16 protein-coding genes are annotated in these 14,764 nt (G+C 64.0%); 10 read left to right on the forward strand and 6 right to left on the reverse strand.

Annotated features, from left to right (window positions below):
• Positions 1-215: 215 nt before the first annotated feature.
• From AB9K34_RS13535 to AB9K34_RS13545, 3 genes are all read right to left on the reverse strand, one after another.
• Entirely contained in the window at positions 216-1,298 is a 1,083-nt protein-coding gene (locus AB9K34_RS13535) for a 5-(carboxyamino)imidazole ribonucleotide synthase (RefSeq protein ID WP_369954955.1), read from the reverse strand.
• A gap of 55 nt (positions 1,299-1,353) precedes the next feature.
• A complete protein-coding gene (purE, locus tag AB9K34_RS13540; protein ID WP_369954956.1) occupies positions 1,354-1,839 on the reverse strand; it encodes a 5-(carboxyamino)imidazole ribonucleotide mutase in 486 nt (161 codons plus the stop codon).
• 77 nt (positions 1,840-1,916) lie between these two features.
• Positions 1,917-2,141 (reverse strand): YdcH family protein, encoded by a 225-nt coding sequence (locus AB9K34_RS13545; protein ID WP_369954957.1) that lies wholly within the window; start codon positions 2,139-2,141, stop codon positions 1,917-1,919.
• Positions 2,142-2,304: 163 nt separating this feature from the next.
• On the opposite strand from AB9K34_RS13545, the gene AB9K34_RS13550 reads away from it, so the two are divergent.
• From AB9K34_RS13550 to AB9K34_RS13590, 9 genes are all read left to right on the forward strand, one after another.
• Positions 2,305-2,718, forward strand: a complete 414-nt coding sequence (locus AB9K34_RS13550; RefSeq protein WP_348446069.1) for an Hsp20 family protein — start codon at positions 2,305-2,307, stop codon at positions 2,716-2,718.
• A gap of 3 nt (positions 2,719-2,721) precedes the next feature.
• Positions 2,722-2,946 (forward strand): DUF1150 family protein, encoded by a 225-nt coding sequence (locus tag AB9K34_RS13555; protein ID WP_369954958.1) that lies wholly within the window; start codon positions 2,722-2,724, stop codon positions 2,944-2,946.
• A 39-nt stretch (positions 2,947-2,985) separates the two neighbouring features.
• The gene (locus tag AB9K34_RS13560; RefSeq protein WP_369954959.1) at positions 2,986-3,867 is read left to right on the forward strand and encodes a PhzF family phenazine biosynthesis protein; all 882 of its coding nucleotides are present in this window, start codon (positions 2,986-2,988) and stop codon (positions 3,865-3,867) included.
• Positions 3,860-4,732: a glycosyltransferase family 10 domain-containing protein gene (locus AB9K34_RS13565; protein WP_369954960.1), complete on the forward strand. Its 873-nt coding sequence runs from the start codon at positions 3,860-3,862 to the stop codon at positions 4,730-4,732. The genes AB9K34_RS13560 and AB9K34_RS13565 overlap by 8 nt, the downstream gene beginning before the upstream one ends.
• Positions 4,733-4,819: 87 nt before the next feature.
• A complete protein-coding gene (locus tag AB9K34_RS13570) occupies positions 4,820-5,599 on the forward strand; it encodes a uracil-DNA glycosylase family protein (protein ID WP_369954961.1) in 780 nt (259 codons plus the stop codon).
• Positions 5,596-6,204 carry a metallophosphoesterase family protein gene (locus AB9K34_RS13575; protein WP_369954962.1) on the forward strand — a complete coding sequence of 203 codons (609 nt, stop codon included), beginning with the start codon at positions 5,596-5,598 and terminating at the stop codon, positions 6,202-6,204. Before AB9K34_RS13570 ends, AB9K34_RS13575 begins: the two co-directional genes overlap by 4 nt.
• Positions 6,205-6,207: 3 nt before the next feature.
• Entirely contained in the window at positions 6,208-6,750 is a 543-nt protein-coding gene (gene moaB, locus AB9K34_RS13580) for a molybdenum cofactor biosynthesis protein B (RefSeq protein WP_369954963.1), read from the forward strand.
• Between the two features lie 94 nt (positions 6,751-6,844).
• Entirely contained in the window at positions 6,845-8,299 is a 1,455-nt protein-coding gene (locus AB9K34_RS13585; protein ID WP_369954964.1) for an efflux RND transporter periplasmic adaptor subunit, read from the forward strand.
• Positions 8,300-8,305: 6 nt separating this feature from the next.
• Positions 8,306-11,698: an efflux RND transporter permease subunit gene (locus tag AB9K34_RS13590; protein WP_369954965.1), complete on the forward strand. Its 3,393-nt coding sequence runs from the start codon at positions 8,306-8,308 to the stop codon at positions 11,696-11,698.
• Here the strand turns inward: AB9K34_RS13590 and AB9K34_RS13595 are convergent.
• A complete protein-coding gene (locus tag AB9K34_RS13595) occupies positions 11,674-12,120 on the reverse strand; it encodes an NUDIX hydrolase (RefSeq protein WP_369954966.1) in 447 nt (148 codons plus the stop codon). The genes AB9K34_RS13590 and AB9K34_RS13595 overlap by 25 nt on opposite strands.
• On the reverse strand, positions 12,101-12,916 hold the full coding sequence (locus tag AB9K34_RS13600; protein ID WP_369954967.1) for a protein-disulfide reductase DsbD domain-containing protein: 816 nt from the start codon (positions 12,914-12,916) through the stop codon (positions 12,101-12,103). The genes AB9K34_RS13595 and AB9K34_RS13600 overlap by 20 nt, the downstream gene beginning before the upstream one ends.
• A 121-nt stretch (positions 12,917-13,037) precedes the next feature.
• Here AB9K34_RS13600 and AB9K34_RS13605 point away from each other — a divergent pair, with 121 nt between their 5' ends.
• A complete protein-coding gene (locus AB9K34_RS13605; RefSeq protein WP_369955047.1) occupies positions 13,038-13,625 on the forward strand; it encodes a YqgE/AlgH family protein in 588 nt (195 codons plus the stop codon).
• Between the two features lie 48 nt (positions 13,626-13,673).
• On the opposite strand, the gene AB9K34_RS13610 is transcribed toward AB9K34_RS13605, so the two are convergent.
• A complete protein-coding gene (locus tag AB9K34_RS13610) occupies positions 13,674-14,651 on the reverse strand; it encodes an L-threonylcarbamoyladenylate synthase (RefSeq protein WP_369954968.1) in 978 nt (325 codons plus the stop codon).
• Positions 14,652-14,764: the final 113 nt, after the last annotated feature.

The following is a 14,764-nucleotide window of genomic DNA, read 5'->3' on the forward strand; positions in this document are numbered from 1 at the left end:
GGCGCCTTTCCTCGGGCTCGACGAGCCTTCGTCAAGCCGCGTGAACGCCCTTCGGACCCTCACCCCGCCACCTATCGAACCGCCGCTTCTATCTCGGAACCGAAAAATCCACTTTTTCCTGCTCAAAATATCCCGGGGAGCGCGAGGGGCAGAGCCCCTCGCATCAGGCGACGCCGAAGGCGGCGCAAACCCTTTCCCCATAGTCAGCTGAGCTCTCAGTCTTTCCGAACGATGCGATTGACATGCCCCATCTTGCGGCCTGGCTTGATCTCCGTCTTGCCGTAGAGGTGCAGCGCCGTCATCGGCTGGCGCGAGAGCACGGGCACCTGTTCCATGTCGTCACCGATCAGGTTTTCCATTACCACGTCTGCGTAGCGCTGACCGTCTCCGAGCGGCCAGCCGATGACGGCGCGGATATGTTGCTCGAATTGATCCACGGTGCAGCCGTTTTGTGTCCAGTGGCCGGAATTGTGCACGCGCGGGGCAATCTCGTTCACGATCAGCCCCTGAGACGTCACGAACAGTTCGACGCCGAGCACGCCGATATAATCGAGCGCATTCAGGATGTTGGCGGCCAGAAGGACCGCATCGGTGCGTTGCGCCGACGACAGTCGCGCGGGGACGGTTGTCGCGCGCAGGATGCCGTCGCGATGCAGGTTCTCGCCGGGATCGAAACAGGCGACCTGGCCATCGGTGCCACGTGCCGCGATGACGGAAACCTCGTGGCTGAAATCCACGAACCCTTCGAGTATCGCAGGCGCGCCAGCCATCTCGGCAAAGGCGGCTTCGGCGTCCGCCGGTGCGGCGATCCGGGATTGTCCCTTGCCGTCATATCCAAATCGCCGCGTCTTGAGGATCGCCGGGGTGCCGATCTCGTCGACGGCACGGGTCAGGTCTTCAAGGGATGCGATGTCCGCAAAGGGTGCGGTGCGCAATCCCAGACCCTGCAGACAGGTTTTCTCGGTCAGGCGATCCTGGCTGATCCGGAGCGCTTCTCGTCCGGGGCGGATCGGTCTCTTTGTTTCCAGTATGTCGAGCGCTTCGGTCGGAATATTCTCGAACTCGTAGGTGATGACATCGACCGAGGCGGCAAATGCGGTCAGGGCCTCGCGGTCGTCATAGGCGGCGGTGGTGACCCGGTCGGCGACCTGGCCCGCTGGCGGGTTTGCACCGGGCTCGTAGATATGTGTCAGGAAGCCGAGGCGGCTCGCCGCGACCGAGAGCATGCGGCCCAATTGTCCGCCGCCGAGGATTCCGATGGTTGCGCCGATCGGCAGGGGCCCGGGAGTTTCTACCATGACGACGAGGTCCTTTTTGATATGTGCGGGTCGGTACGCGGCCGGTTCGGATGGGTCAGTCGACCGGTCGTTCGGGAATCGAGGCAGAGAGCGCCGCGCGCCAGTCGTCCAACCGGGCGGCGAGGTCCGAATCCTGCAAGGCGAGGATGCCGGCAGCCATGAGACCCGCATTGGCCGCGCCCGCTGCGCCGATTGCCATTGTCGCCACCGGAAAGCCGCGCGGCATCTGAACGATGGAATAGAGCGAATCGACCCCCGAGAGCGCCCGTGTCTGGACCGGAACGCCGATGACCGGCACGCGTGTCTTGGACGCCATCATCCCGGGGAGGTGCGCTGCGCCGCCCGCGCCGGCAATGATCACGCGCAATCCACGGGCGACCGCGCTCTTGCCATAGTCCCACAGCCGGTCTGGGGTCCTGTGAGCGGAAACGATGCGGGTTTCGTGCGGGACATCAAGTTGCACGAGAATGTCGGCCGCTTCCTTCATGGTGTCCCAATCGGATTGGCTTCCCATGATGATGCCCACCTGAATGTCGGCCATTGCCTACCCCTGCCCAGCAAAAAGAGCGCGCACTATAGCCGGATCACCGGGCGAGGCAATGCGCTTGCCACCGGATTTCAGGCGATGATGTCCGGTGTAAGCCGATCTTCGATGAGCGCGATCATGTCCTTGAGCCGCAGTTTCTGTTTTTTCAGACGTTTGAGAGTCAGCTGGTCTGCCGTCCCGCGTTCGGTCAACGCGGTGATCGCTTCGTCAAGATCGCGATGTTCGCGGCGAAATACCTCGAGTTCGACGCGCAAGACGTCATCGGTTTTCATCGAGAGATCGGATTGGACGTTCATGTGTGCGATCCAGAATCGGGACAGTAATGCTGCCCAGAGTATGCGCAGAAGATGTTTTCGCCTAGACCTTGTTAATCTGCGTGTTTGAGCCCATGTATATCGGGCACGGTTGCCGAAACGGGACCGTGCGCACCGTCGCTTTTCATGTCAAAGGACGAAGTACGTGTCAAAACTCACTCTGGCTTCATACCCCCACCTGCTGGGGTTCGAGCAACTGGAACGCCTGCTTGAGCGGTCTTCGAAGACCGGCAACGAAGGGTATCCCCCATTCAATATCGAACAGACGTCCGAACGGTCCTACCGGATCACGCTGGCGGTTGCAGGCTTCGCCGAATCCGATCTTTCGATCACGGTCGAAGACAGGCAGCTGGTGATTCGCGGGCGGCAGTCCGATGACAGCGAAGGGCGCATATATCTGCACCGTGGCATCGCCGCGCGACAGTTTCAGCGCATGTTCGTGCTGGCGGACGGGGTCGAGGTCGGTGAGGCGATCATGGAGAACGGGCTGTTGCACGTGGATCTGACCCGTGCCGCCCCCGAGACCGTGGTTCAGACGATCAGTATCAGGAAAGGGTAAGTTATGAATACGCCATATGAATTCGACCAGTCCCGGAATCGCATCGTGTATGTCAAGACCGTGGACGTCACCGATCTGCCGCAGGAAGTGCGCGCAGAGGCCGGGGAACTCGAGCATCTCTATGCGGTCCACAGCGCCGATGGCCAGCAGCTTGCGCTGGTCTCCGATCGCAAGATGGCCTTTGTCCTGGCTCGACAGCATGATTATTCCCCTGTAGCGGTACACTAAGCCTGATGGCAGCCCAGGCTGCCATCAACGGGGGCCGCTATGGCAACTTATGAATTCGACTGGGTGGATGCGTTCACCGATACCCCGTTCTGCGGCAATGGCTGTGCCGTTGTGCATGGCGGGGCCGGTCTGAGCGACGCGACCTGCATGGCCTATGTGCGGGAGACATCGCTTGTCGAATGTACCTTCACCGGTCCCTTCGACGTCGCCGATATCCGCGTGCGTTATTTCCTTGCCAGTCGGGAAATCCCCTTTGCCGGGCACCCGACAATTGCCACCGTAGCGGCGATGCGGTCCCGCGGTCTGATCACTGGCGACAGTCTGCGGCTCGAGACCGGGGCCGGGGTGGTCGAGGTGCATCTCGATGGCGCGTTGATCGAGATGACGCAGGTTGCCCCCGTGTTCGGTGCCACCCCGAGCGCTGCGCGGGTGGCCCACACGATAGGATTGATGCCCGAGGCCATTGTCGCCCAGCCTCAGGTTGTTTCAACCGGCCTCCCTTTCTGCGTCACCGTCCTGCGAGACCACGGCGATCTGCGCGCCGCGCGGCTGAATATCGACGCGCTGCGAGACATGACGGCCGATCTCGGTTATAATGGCGCTGATTTTATGGAGCCATTTCTTGTGACATTGACCGGTGCAACAACCGCCGGAGATACATTTTCGCGCCTGCTGCTGGCCCCGCCCAGCCCGCCCGAAGATCCATTTACCGGGTCGGCGACCGGGGCGATGGCGGCCTATCTGTGGCATCACGGTCTGATGGACAAGGACAGTTTCGTCGCGCAGCAGGGGCACTGGATGGGACGCCCCGGACAGGCGCGGGTCACCCGCGTGGGACCGCGCGATGCGATGACCGGTATCCGGGTTGCCGGGCATGGGCATATACTGATGCGCGGCGAGGTTGACATGCCCCATGGCTGAGGCGCCGGCAATCGCGATCCTGCCCTACGGGAAGGCGCTTGGCCCCGGCCTTGCAGCGCGGCCCGTCACCGACCTGATCTGGCCGGAGGGATGCCCCGTGCGCTATGTCGGGGCCAGCATCGGGGAATTGCGGCCTGACGATCACCTGATCGCTTTTCCGCGCACGAGCATGCATTTCCGGCGCAACTGGGGCACGCGGGCGCGGGTCACGCTGCTGATGGGCGAACCATCCTTCATCCATGCCAAGCACATTCGCCTGCTGTGGCTGACCTATCGGCGGTTCTTTCGCGTTTTTACCTTCAGCCAGACCTTGCTCGACACGATCCCAAATGCGGTGATGTTCCCGCTGGGCGGAACATGGGTGCCCGATTGGCGCGCGCGCGACCTGACCAAGGTCAGGACATGTTCGCTGATCGCATCTGCAAAGAAAGACACGACGGGTCACAAACTGCGTCATGCGGTGGTCGATCAGGTCCGGGTGCGCCGTCTGGATGTTGATGTGATGGGCGGCGGCTATGCTCCGTTCCGCGACAAGGCGGATGGTCTTGCATCCTATCGCTATTCCGTCGTGATCGAGAACATGCGCGAGCGGAACTATTTTTCCGAGAAACTGCTGGATGCGGTGTTCTGCGGAGCGGTTCCGATTTACTGGGGGTGTCCGAACCTGCCCGATTTTCTCGACCCCGAAGGCATCATCCAATGCACGAGCGAGGCGGATATCCTCGCGGCTCTGAATGACATGTCTGAGGCGGATTACGAGTCGCGCGTGCCGCAGCTTGAGCGCCTCAAGGAGCAACTGATCCCCTATGCCGACATCCAGGCGCGCGCCGTCGCCACCCTGCGCCGGCAGATCGCGGCCCAGTGATCGGGTTTCCCTGCGCCACAAGGAAATTACACGCCGCGTGTCCCCCAAGGGTTTCCGCGCACCGGCACGCGCACTAACGTGCCATTCATGGAATCGGCAATCGATCATCACACCGCCCGCGCGCTTCTGGAGTGGCAGTTCGAACTCGGCGTGACCGACGCGATCGGTGACGATCCGGTCAATCGCTATGATTTGCCCGGCGCTGCTCCGTGGCAGCAGGAAAAACGGGTGGACAAGCCGGATGCCCCCGACATGCCCGTGGCCCGACCCGCGGAGGATCCGGTTGCGGTGGCCGAAGCGGCCGCGAAACGGGCGGACACGCTGGAGGCGCTGCGCGCGGCGCTGGCGAGGTTCGAGCATTGCGAACTGAAAAAGGGGGCGCGCAACCTCGTGTTCTGCGACGGAGTCGCGGGCGCACGGGTGATGATCATCGGCGAAGCGCCCGGACGCGACGAGGATCGCGAAGGGCGCCCCTTTGTCGGACGCGCGGGACAGTTGCTCGACCGGATGCTGGCGGCGGTGAACCTGAGCCGCGAAACATCGGTCTATATCACCAATGTGCTGCCGTGGCGGCCGCCGCAGAATCGCGATCCGAGACCTGACGAGATCGCGATGATGCGCCCGTTCCTGCGACGGCACGTGGAGCTCGCCGAACCCGATTTCATCATCGCGATGGGCAACATCAGCTGTGATGCGGTTCTGGGGCGGCGTGGCATCACCAGGTTGCGGGGCAACTGGGGGCAGGGCTTTGGGCGTCCGGTCCTGCCGATGTGCCATCCGGCCTATCTGTTGCGCCAGCCTCTTGCCAAGCGCGAAGCCTGGGCGGATTTGCTGAGCCTTCAGGCGCGATTGAAAGGAAATACATGAAGATTCTGGCCTTTTCCGACCTGCACGGGGCACGCAGCCGTGCGGCGTTGATCGTCGAGGCAAGTGCCGAGGCCGATCTCGTGATCGGGGCCGGGGATTTCTGCAACATGCGGCGGGGACTGCCAGAGGCGATGGCGATGCTGTCGGGGATCGCTGCGCCGCTGGTCCTTGTGCCGGGCAATTCCGAGAGCCGCGACGAATTGGCTGCCGCCGCGCCGGAGGGGGCGACTGTCCTGCACGGTCAGAGCGCCGAGATTGCGGGTCTGCGGTTGTTCGGCCTCGGCTATGCCGTGCCGGAAACGCCTTTTGGTGATTGGTCCTGCGACCTGTCGGAGACGCAGGCGGAAGACATGCTTGCGGCCTGTGATGCGGCGGACATACTGGTTTTGCATTCCCCGCCCAAGGGTATCGCCGATCTGACATCCAGGGGGCAATCCGTCGGGTCAGAGGCGATCCATGCCGCAATCGCCCGGATCCAGCCGCAACTGGCGGTTTGCGGCCATATTCATGACAGATGGGGCGAACGTGGGGTCATCGGTGCCAGCGCGGTGGCGAATCTCGGCCCCACGCCCAACTGGTTCGATATTGTACCGCGCGAGAGGTGAAACATGTCACGTATCGATGACAGCAGGGCATTCATCCCGGTGCGGATTGCGGTCCTCACGGTATCAGACACACGCAGCCCGTCGGATGACCGCTCCGGGCAGGTTCTCGTCGAGCGACTGACCGGTGCGGGCCACGTTCTTGCGGATCGCACGATCGTCCGCGACGACCGCGACGCCATCGCGGCGCAGCTGCGCAAATGGATCGCCGACCGTGCAATCGACGTGGTGATCAGCACCGGCGGCACCGGCCTGACCGGGCGGGACGTCACCGTCGAGGCCCATCGCGATGTCTATGAAAAAGAGATAGACGCCTTTGGCACGGTGTTCACCATGGTGTCGATGGCCAAGATCGGCACCAGCGCCGTGCAATCGCGCGCAACCGGCGGCGTTGCGGGGGGCACATACCTCTTCGCGTTGCCGGGAAGTCCGGGCGCTTGCAAGGATGCGTGGGACGAAATCCTGTCGCTGCAACTGGACTATCGTCACCGCCCCTGCAATTTCGTGGAAATCATGCCGCGACTGGACGAACATCAGCGACGGAAATAGCATCGCGCTGCGTAACACCCTTGTGGTTTGGTATTTTCCGGCGTCGCGCTACATTGGGGCGTGGGCGTGACAACCGCCCCAAGGATGTGTGTTGATGCGATTTTTGCGACAAAGCCTGGTTGGTCTGCTTCTGGCGTCCGTGACGCTGGCATTGATGATCTATGCCGCGGCCACCGTGTTGTCGGCGGTACAATCGCGGATGAACAACGACAGGACCCCTCCGCAGACGCAAGAGCGGGTTTTCGCGGTGAACGTGGTCACGGCCAAGACCGAAACGATTGCGCCGGTGTTGCAGGCGTTCGGACAGGTTCAGAGCCGCCGCCTTCTGGAACTGCGAACGGCAGTGAGCGGCCGGATCGTTTCATTGGCCGACAGCTTTGAAGAGGGGGGCGAGGTTCGCGCAGGCGATGTGCTGGTCGAGATCGACCCCGCCAATGCGCAGGCCGAACTGGACCGGTTGCAAAGCGACAGGCTCGATGCCGAGGCCGAGCAGCGCGATGCCGAGCGGGTGCTGGTGCTGGCGCGTGATGAGCTGGCCGCTGCCGCGGATCAGGCCGCGCTGCGCGAGCGGGCATTCGAGCGGCAAAGGGACCTGCAGGCGCGGGGCGTCGGCACCGCCGCGACGGTCGAGACGGCGGAATTGGCCGCCGCGTCCGCGCGCCAGGCCGTGTTGTCGCGGCGTCAGGCGGTGGCGCAGGCCGAGGCGCGGGTGGATCAGGCGGGCACCGCGCTGGCGCGGGTGCGCATCGCGATTGCCACGGCAGAGCGCGATCTCGCCGAAACCACGATGCGCGCGCCGTTCAAGGGCACGCTCAGCGAGGTCAGCCTCGTCGAAGGGCGGCTTGTCTCGGCGAATGAGAAACTTGCGATGCTGGTGGATCCCGATGCGCTCGAAGTGGCGTTCCGGGTGTCGACGGCGCAATATTCGCGGTTGCTGGACACGGATGGTGACTTGCTCACTGCGGATGTGACGGCAACGCTGGACGTGACCGGTGCAGAGTTGATGGCGCAGGGGCGGATAAGTCGTGACAGCGCCATTGCCGGCGAAGGGCAATCCGGTCGGATGATCTTTGCGCGGCTCTCGACGGCACCGGGTTTCAAGCCCGGCGATTTCGTCGCCGTCACGGTGCAGGAGCCACCGATTGCAGGGGTCACACGGCTGCCGGCCTCGTCGCTGGACGCTGCGCGGACGGTTCTGCTGCTCGGACCCGAGGACCGGCTCGAGACCCTTTCTGTCGAACTGGTGCGGCGGCAGGGAGACGATGTGCTGGTGCGCGCGCCCGCTCTTGAAGGGCGCGAGGTCGTGGTGGGGCGCACTCCGTTGCTTGGCGCGGGGATACGCGTGCGCCCCCTGCGCGAAGAGGCGCGCGCCGAACCGGAACAGGCCATGCTCGAACTGAGTGAGGACCACCGTGCGCGGCTGGTTGCGGTGGTGCGGGCCAATGACCGTATGCCGGCCGAGGCCAAGGCGCGGGTGCTGGCCCAGCTGTCAGAGGCGCGGGTGCCGTCCCGGCTGGTCGAACGCATCGAAGCCCGCAGCGGCGGGTAACCGGAGATGGCGCGCGAGATCCCCAAGGCGGCCGGCGGCGTGCTGTCCTATTTCACCCGGCATCGCACCGTCGCGAACCTGCTGCTGTTGCTCATGCTGGTTCTGGGCGCGGCATCCATCCCGAACATGCGTGCGCAGTTCTTTCCCGATGTGATCGTCGACGAGGTAACGGTCCGTGTCGAATGGGAAGGCGCCGGGCCCGAAGATGTCGACGGGGCAATCGTGCAGGTGCTTGAACCGACCCTGCTGGCGGTGGATGGCGTCGAAAGCGCGTCCTCCACATCGCGCGAGGGGATCGCGACCATCGTGCTGGAGTTCGAACCGGGCTGGGACATGGCGCGGGCCGCGGATGATACCCAGGCGGCTGTGGACGCGGTGACCACCCTGCCGGACGAGGCGGAAGAGCCCAGCGTGCGGCGCGGCGCCTGGCGCGATCGGGTGACGGATGTGGTGATCACGGGCCCGATTGCCGCAAAGCAACTGGCGCTGTTTGCCGACGAATTCGTCAATCGGCTCTTTGCGGCCGGAGTCACGCGCACGACGATCCGGGGCGTTGCCGCGCCGCAGACCCTGATCGAGGTGCCGTCGGTCAAGCTGATCCAGAACGACATCAGCCTGACCGAAATAGCCCAGGCCGTGGCCGCAGAGGTCGAGACCAGTCCGGCAGGCGATGTCTCCGGCGCCAATGCACGCGTGCGCACCGGCACGCAAAAGCGCGCGCCGGAGGATATTGCCGGGATTGTTCTGCGTACAAACGATGACGGCTCGAACCTGACGGTGGGCGATCTCGCGACGATCCGGGTCGAGGGCGTGGACCGCAATCGCAGCTATTTCGTCGGCGACAATCCTGCCATGTCGATCCGCGTCGACCGCTCGGACCAGGGTGATGCCATCCGCATCCAGCGCCAGGTCGAAGAGGTCGCCGCCGACATGCTGCTCAGCCTGCCCGCAGGGGTGACCATCGACCTGATCCGCACGCGCGCCGAAGCGATCAGCGGGCGGCTGAACATCCTTGTGGACAATGGTATCATGGGGCTCGCGCTGGTGGTCGCCCTGTTGTTCCTGTTTCTGAATGCGCGCACGGCCTTCTGGGTTGCGGCGGGCATACCGGTGGCGATGTTTGCCGCGATCGCGCTGATGTATGTCGGTGGCCTTACCATCAACATGATCAGCCTTTTTGGTCTGATCATCACGCTCGGCATCGTGGTGGATGATGCCATCGTTGTCGGTGAGCACGCGGATTTCAGGGCCCGGCGACTGGGCGAGCATCCGGTCGCTGCCGCAGAGAATGCTGCGCGGCGCATGTCGATGCCGGTCTTTGCCGCAACGCTGACGACGGTGATCGCCTTTTTCGGTCTGACGGCGGTTGGCGGACGGTTCGGCGATCTGATCAAGGATATCCCCTTTACCGTGATCGCCGTGCTTGCCGCGTCGCTTATCGAGTGTTTCCTGATCCTGCCCAATCATATGTCCCATGCCATTGCCCATTCCGCGAGGGACCATTGGTATGACTGGCCCAACCGGATGGTGAATCGCGGTTTCCGCTGGGTGCGGGACCGGTTGTTTGCGCCATTCATGGGCTGGGTGATCGCCGGGCGTTACGTGGTATTGGCAGCCGCCGTGGCGATCCTTGCCAGCCAGATTGCGGTGTTCATCCGGGGGGATGTGCAATGGCGGTTCTTCAATGCGCCGGAACACGGTTCCGTGACGGGAAATTTCGCGATGGTCGAGGGGGCGACGCGCGCCGATACCATGGCGATGATGCGCGAGATGCAGCGCGCGACCGAGGAACTGGGCAGGGAGTACGAGGAGCGATACGGCACGAACCCGCTGCAATATGTGATGGCCGAAACCGGTGGCAATTCCGGGCGCAACCTGCCCGGCGCGGACACCAAGGACAACGACCTGCTGGGCGGCATCGCCATTGAGCTGATCGATGCGGATCTGCGCCCCTATTCGAGTTTTGCCTTTGTCGCCGAGCTTCAGGACCGCGTTCGCCGGCATCCGCTTGCCGAGGTTGTATCGTTTCGCGGCTGGCGTTCCGGGCCGGGCGGCGATGCTCTGGACGTCCAGTTTCATGGCGCGGATGTGCAGACGCTGAAAACCGCGAGCGAGGATTTGCAGACGGCGTTGCTGCGTTATCCGGAAGTCTCTGCTGTCGAGGACAATCTGGCCTACGACAAGGAGGAACTGATCCTTGATTTGACGCCACAGGGACAGGCGTTGGGTTTTACCATCGACACGCTGGGGCGGGCGCTGCGCGCGCGGCTGAACGGGATCGAGGCGGCGACCTATCCGGATGGTCCGCGCAGCGCGACGATCCGGGTGGAACTGCCCGAGGGCGAACTGAGCGCCGATTTCCTTGAGCGCACCTATATGCGCACACCGGGGGGAGTCTATGTGCCCCTGTCCGATGTGGTCAGCGTCGAGCAGCGCACAGGTTTTTCCACCGTGCGTCGCGAAAATGGCCTCCGGCTGATTTCGGTCACCGGCGACATTGCCGAGGATGACCCGGCCCGCGCCGCCGAAATCCAGACAGCACTGGAAACCGAGATCCTGCCGAAAATCGCAAGTGAGCGGCAGGTCGACTGGCGCCTGTCCGGCCTGAGCGAGCAGGAAAGCGATTTTCTCACTGATGCGCGCAACGGTCTTATCCTGTGCCTGACCGGGATCTACCTTGTGCTGGCCTGGGTCTTTGCAAGCTGGACGCGCCCGCTCGTCGTCATGGCGATCATTCCCTTCGGCCTTGTCGGAACGATCTGGGGACATCACCAATGGGATGTTCCGCTCAGCATGTTCACCGTTGTCGGTCTGTTGGGGATGACGGGAATCATCATCAACGATTCCATTGTCCTGGTCACGACGATTGACCAATACGCTCGCGAACGCAATCTCAAGCAAGCGATCATCGAAGGCACGACCGACCGTCTGCGACCGGTGATGCTGACCACGCTGACAACGGTACTGGGGTTGGCGCCGCTGCTTTTTGAACAAAGCCAGCAGGCGCAATTCCTCAAGCCCACGGTAATCACGTTGGTTTACGGGCTGGCCGCCGGCATGGTGCTGGTGCTGCTCGTCGTGCCGGCCCTAGTGGCGGCGCAGCAGGATATTGCCCGACCACTCGCAGCGTTGCGCCGGGCCCTGCGTAGCCCAGCGCGCGGCCTGCGCGGCGTCATCTGGTCAACCGGCATCGTGCTGATCGCATGGCTGGCGGCCACGCTCGGAGCGACAGCGGTAACCGGCGCGTTGCCCGCACCTCTGGCGGTTCTCGTACCCGCGCTGCGAGACATGGTGGCGATGCGTGCCGCCTTCCTGGCCTTTTTGCCCGGAGCCATGGTGATCGTGAGCCTGGCCTGGCTGGGCGCGTTTCTGGTCTACCGACGCAGGGCGATGGCCTGATTAATCACCTCGATCACGCGGTCGCTCATCGGGATGTCGCCACGCCTGACATGGTCAAACGGAACCCACGCGGCCTCTTCGACGTCATCGGCCGGGCAGGGGGTCCCGCCGACATACTCACACAGCACCACAGCCAGCAGGTATTGCACGGCCGGGTTGCCATCCGCATCCCACAGGATCACGTCGATATTGGTGATATAATCAACGGGTGTGGCGACGATGCCCGTTTCTTCTTTCAATTCCCGTGCCGCAGCGGCAAGCGCGGTCTCGCCGTACTCGACATGGCCGCCGGGGAATCCCCACAGCCCGGCATCGGGCGGGTTCCTGCGCCGCGCCAACAGCACATGGCCGTCGGACATCACAACCGCGATCGCCCCAAGCCTTGGACCCGGCTTCGTCACCTCAACCCGGGGCGCAGCCACGGATATCCACCGCGTGCCGCTGGCCAAGGACGGTGATACGTATTGCCGACCGGTCAACCGCGAGCGGCCCGTTTGTGACCGGGATGAACTCGCTGGTGGCAACCAGCGTGCCGCCATCCCGCCGGCTGTCGGTCTGCGATGCCCAGATTCGCGGACTTCCGGGTTCGATCACCGCAATCTCGGGTCCACCGGCCGAGGGCATGGCAATATGCGCCTCGATCTGCATTCCGCCCGCAACCGGTGCCAGACGACATGTGGCCGAGGTCACTCCGGCCTCTTTGCGGCTGAACGGGCGTTGCGCCAGCGCCGCGACGATGGCAGGATTGCGGCCGGCCCCGGCATCAAGCTCGTGATCCACCACAAGCGTTCCGGGAACGCAGATGTCCTTGCAGATGCCCAGTTCGACCTTGCCCCGCAACCGGACGGGACGATCGGGATCGGCGGGCGTGATCTCGACGGGCAGGACCAGTTGGGTCTCGTAACCGATACTCTGCATGCCGTTCTGGTCGAACACGCGCGGCGTCGGCCAGGTAATCTGGATCTGCCCGAGATTCTGCGACCTGCCCCAGTCGAATTGCGGTGGAATGCCCGCATCCCCCGGTGCCCGCCAATAGGTCTTCCACCCGTCCGACAAGGTCAGTCGAAGCGCACTGATATAGGTGCCGCGCGGTGTCAGACCGCCATCCAGTACATCGGCCTGCACCAGATCATCCACTCTGACCTGCGCGGCAGGCGGCATGGCGACGAGCGCAAGCGCGGTGGCAAGGCCGAGGAGGGATGCAAAGCGTGGTCTCATGTGAGATAAATGCGCGTTCGCCACCAAAATGCCAAGTCACGTTCCGGTCAATAACGTGACAACCGGGCAATTCGATCAACTGACTCTTGCACCGCGCGGGGGCTGGGGCCATGTTGAAACCATGGGCACGTCTGACACCAAGGCTCGACATCATATGGACCTGACCGGAAAGCTGCTGATCGCGATGCCGGGCATGGGGGACATGCGGTTCGAGCATGCGGTGATTTTGATCTGCAGCCACGGTGTCCGGGGCGCGATGGGCCTGATCGTGAACAAACCGGCCCAGGACGTGCGGCTGTCGCACCTGCTGGAGCAGCTCGACATCACGCCGGACCCGCCCGCGCAGGACATGACCGTCTATTTCGGAGGCCCTGTCGAGGGCGCAAGGGGCTTTGTCCTGCACTCGCCGGATTACCGGTCTGATCTGCAATCGCTGTCGATTTCCGACGCATTCAGCATGACCGCGACGCTCGACATACTCGAAGACATCGCCACCGGCCAGGGTCCGGAACGCGCGCTCATGTTGCTTGGATATGCCGGTTGGGGCCCTGGCCAGCTCGAAGGCGAGATCTCCATGAACGGCTGGCTGACGGCGGACGCGGACGCAGACCTTGTCTTTGGCAGGGCGGATGACGAAAAATGGGGCGCCGCCCTGCATTCCTTCGGCGTCGATCCGCTCAGCCTGTCGGCAAGCGCGGGTCATGCCTGATCTTCATCTTTGGTCAAATACTCCGGGGAGTTTGAGGGGCAGCGCCCCTCATCCCTCAAAATCCTGCACATTCCGGGCATCGCGCGGCGCGGCTGCGCGTCTCAGCCGGTCATTGATCGCCACGCCAAGCCCGTGCTCCGGCACCGGTGCCACCGCGATGGGACGGTCGAGCTGGTCCAGTCGGTGCAGATGCCCAAAGAGATTTGCCGCGGCTTCCGCCATATCTCCATCCGGCGACAGGTTCAGGTCTCCACCGACAGCGCCGAAGCCGAGCATGACCTCGCCCGCGTGCGCGGTGTCGGCATTCAGCCTCAGAGAGGCCCGGGGCGCGTAATGCGACAGCAACTGGCCCGGCGCGACGGGCGCGTCGGCTGTCGCATGCTGTTGCAGGGCCTGGCCGATGACCTGCTCGATCCGTTCCGTCGCCAGGCCACCGGGGCGCAGCAGGCGCGGGATATCGTCGATGAGCCCGACGATTGTGGATTCCAGCCCCACCGCACAGGCTCCGTCATCGACCACGGCGGCGATATGCCCGTCCAGCCCCGCCAGCACGTGGGCGGCAGTGGTCGGGCTGATTCGGCCTGACGGGTTTGCCGACGGCGCGGCAAGCGGGCCGCCGAACCTGCGCAGCAGGGCCTGTGCCGTCGGGTGCGCCGGCACCCGTACCGCCAGGGTCTCAAGCCCCGCGGTCACCAGCGAGGCAATGCCGTGACCCGCGCGCAAGGGCAGAACCAGCGTCAGCGGCCCCGGCCAGAAGGCCTGCGCCAACCGCTCCGCAAGGGGGGACCAGATGACCAGCTTTCGTGCGGTTTCGACATCCGGAACATGTGCAATCAGGGGGTTGAAGGCCGGCCGGCCCTTGGCGGCATAGACCTGTGCCACCGCCGGACCCGAGCGCGCATCCGCGCCCAGCCCGTAGACCGTCTCGGTGGGAAAGGCGACCGGCTCGCCCCGGGCCAGCAGTTCGGCGGCACGCGCCAGATCCGCGGACGAGGGGGACAGCTTCAATGTGGATTTTTCGGACATTTCCGTGACGCGGCGTTTTGGTTGCGCCCGGAGGCGCGCTGGTTTGCAATAGGGTCTACCCCGTCCCATAGTGGCGACACCCGGCAATGCCAAGCCCGTCGCCCGCCATTCAA

The organism is Sedimentitalea sp. XS_ASV28, from assembly GCF_041224545.1.
Classification (GTDB): domain Bacteria; phylum Pseudomonadota; class Alphaproteobacteria; order Rhodobacterales; family Rhodobacteraceae; genus Sedimentitalea.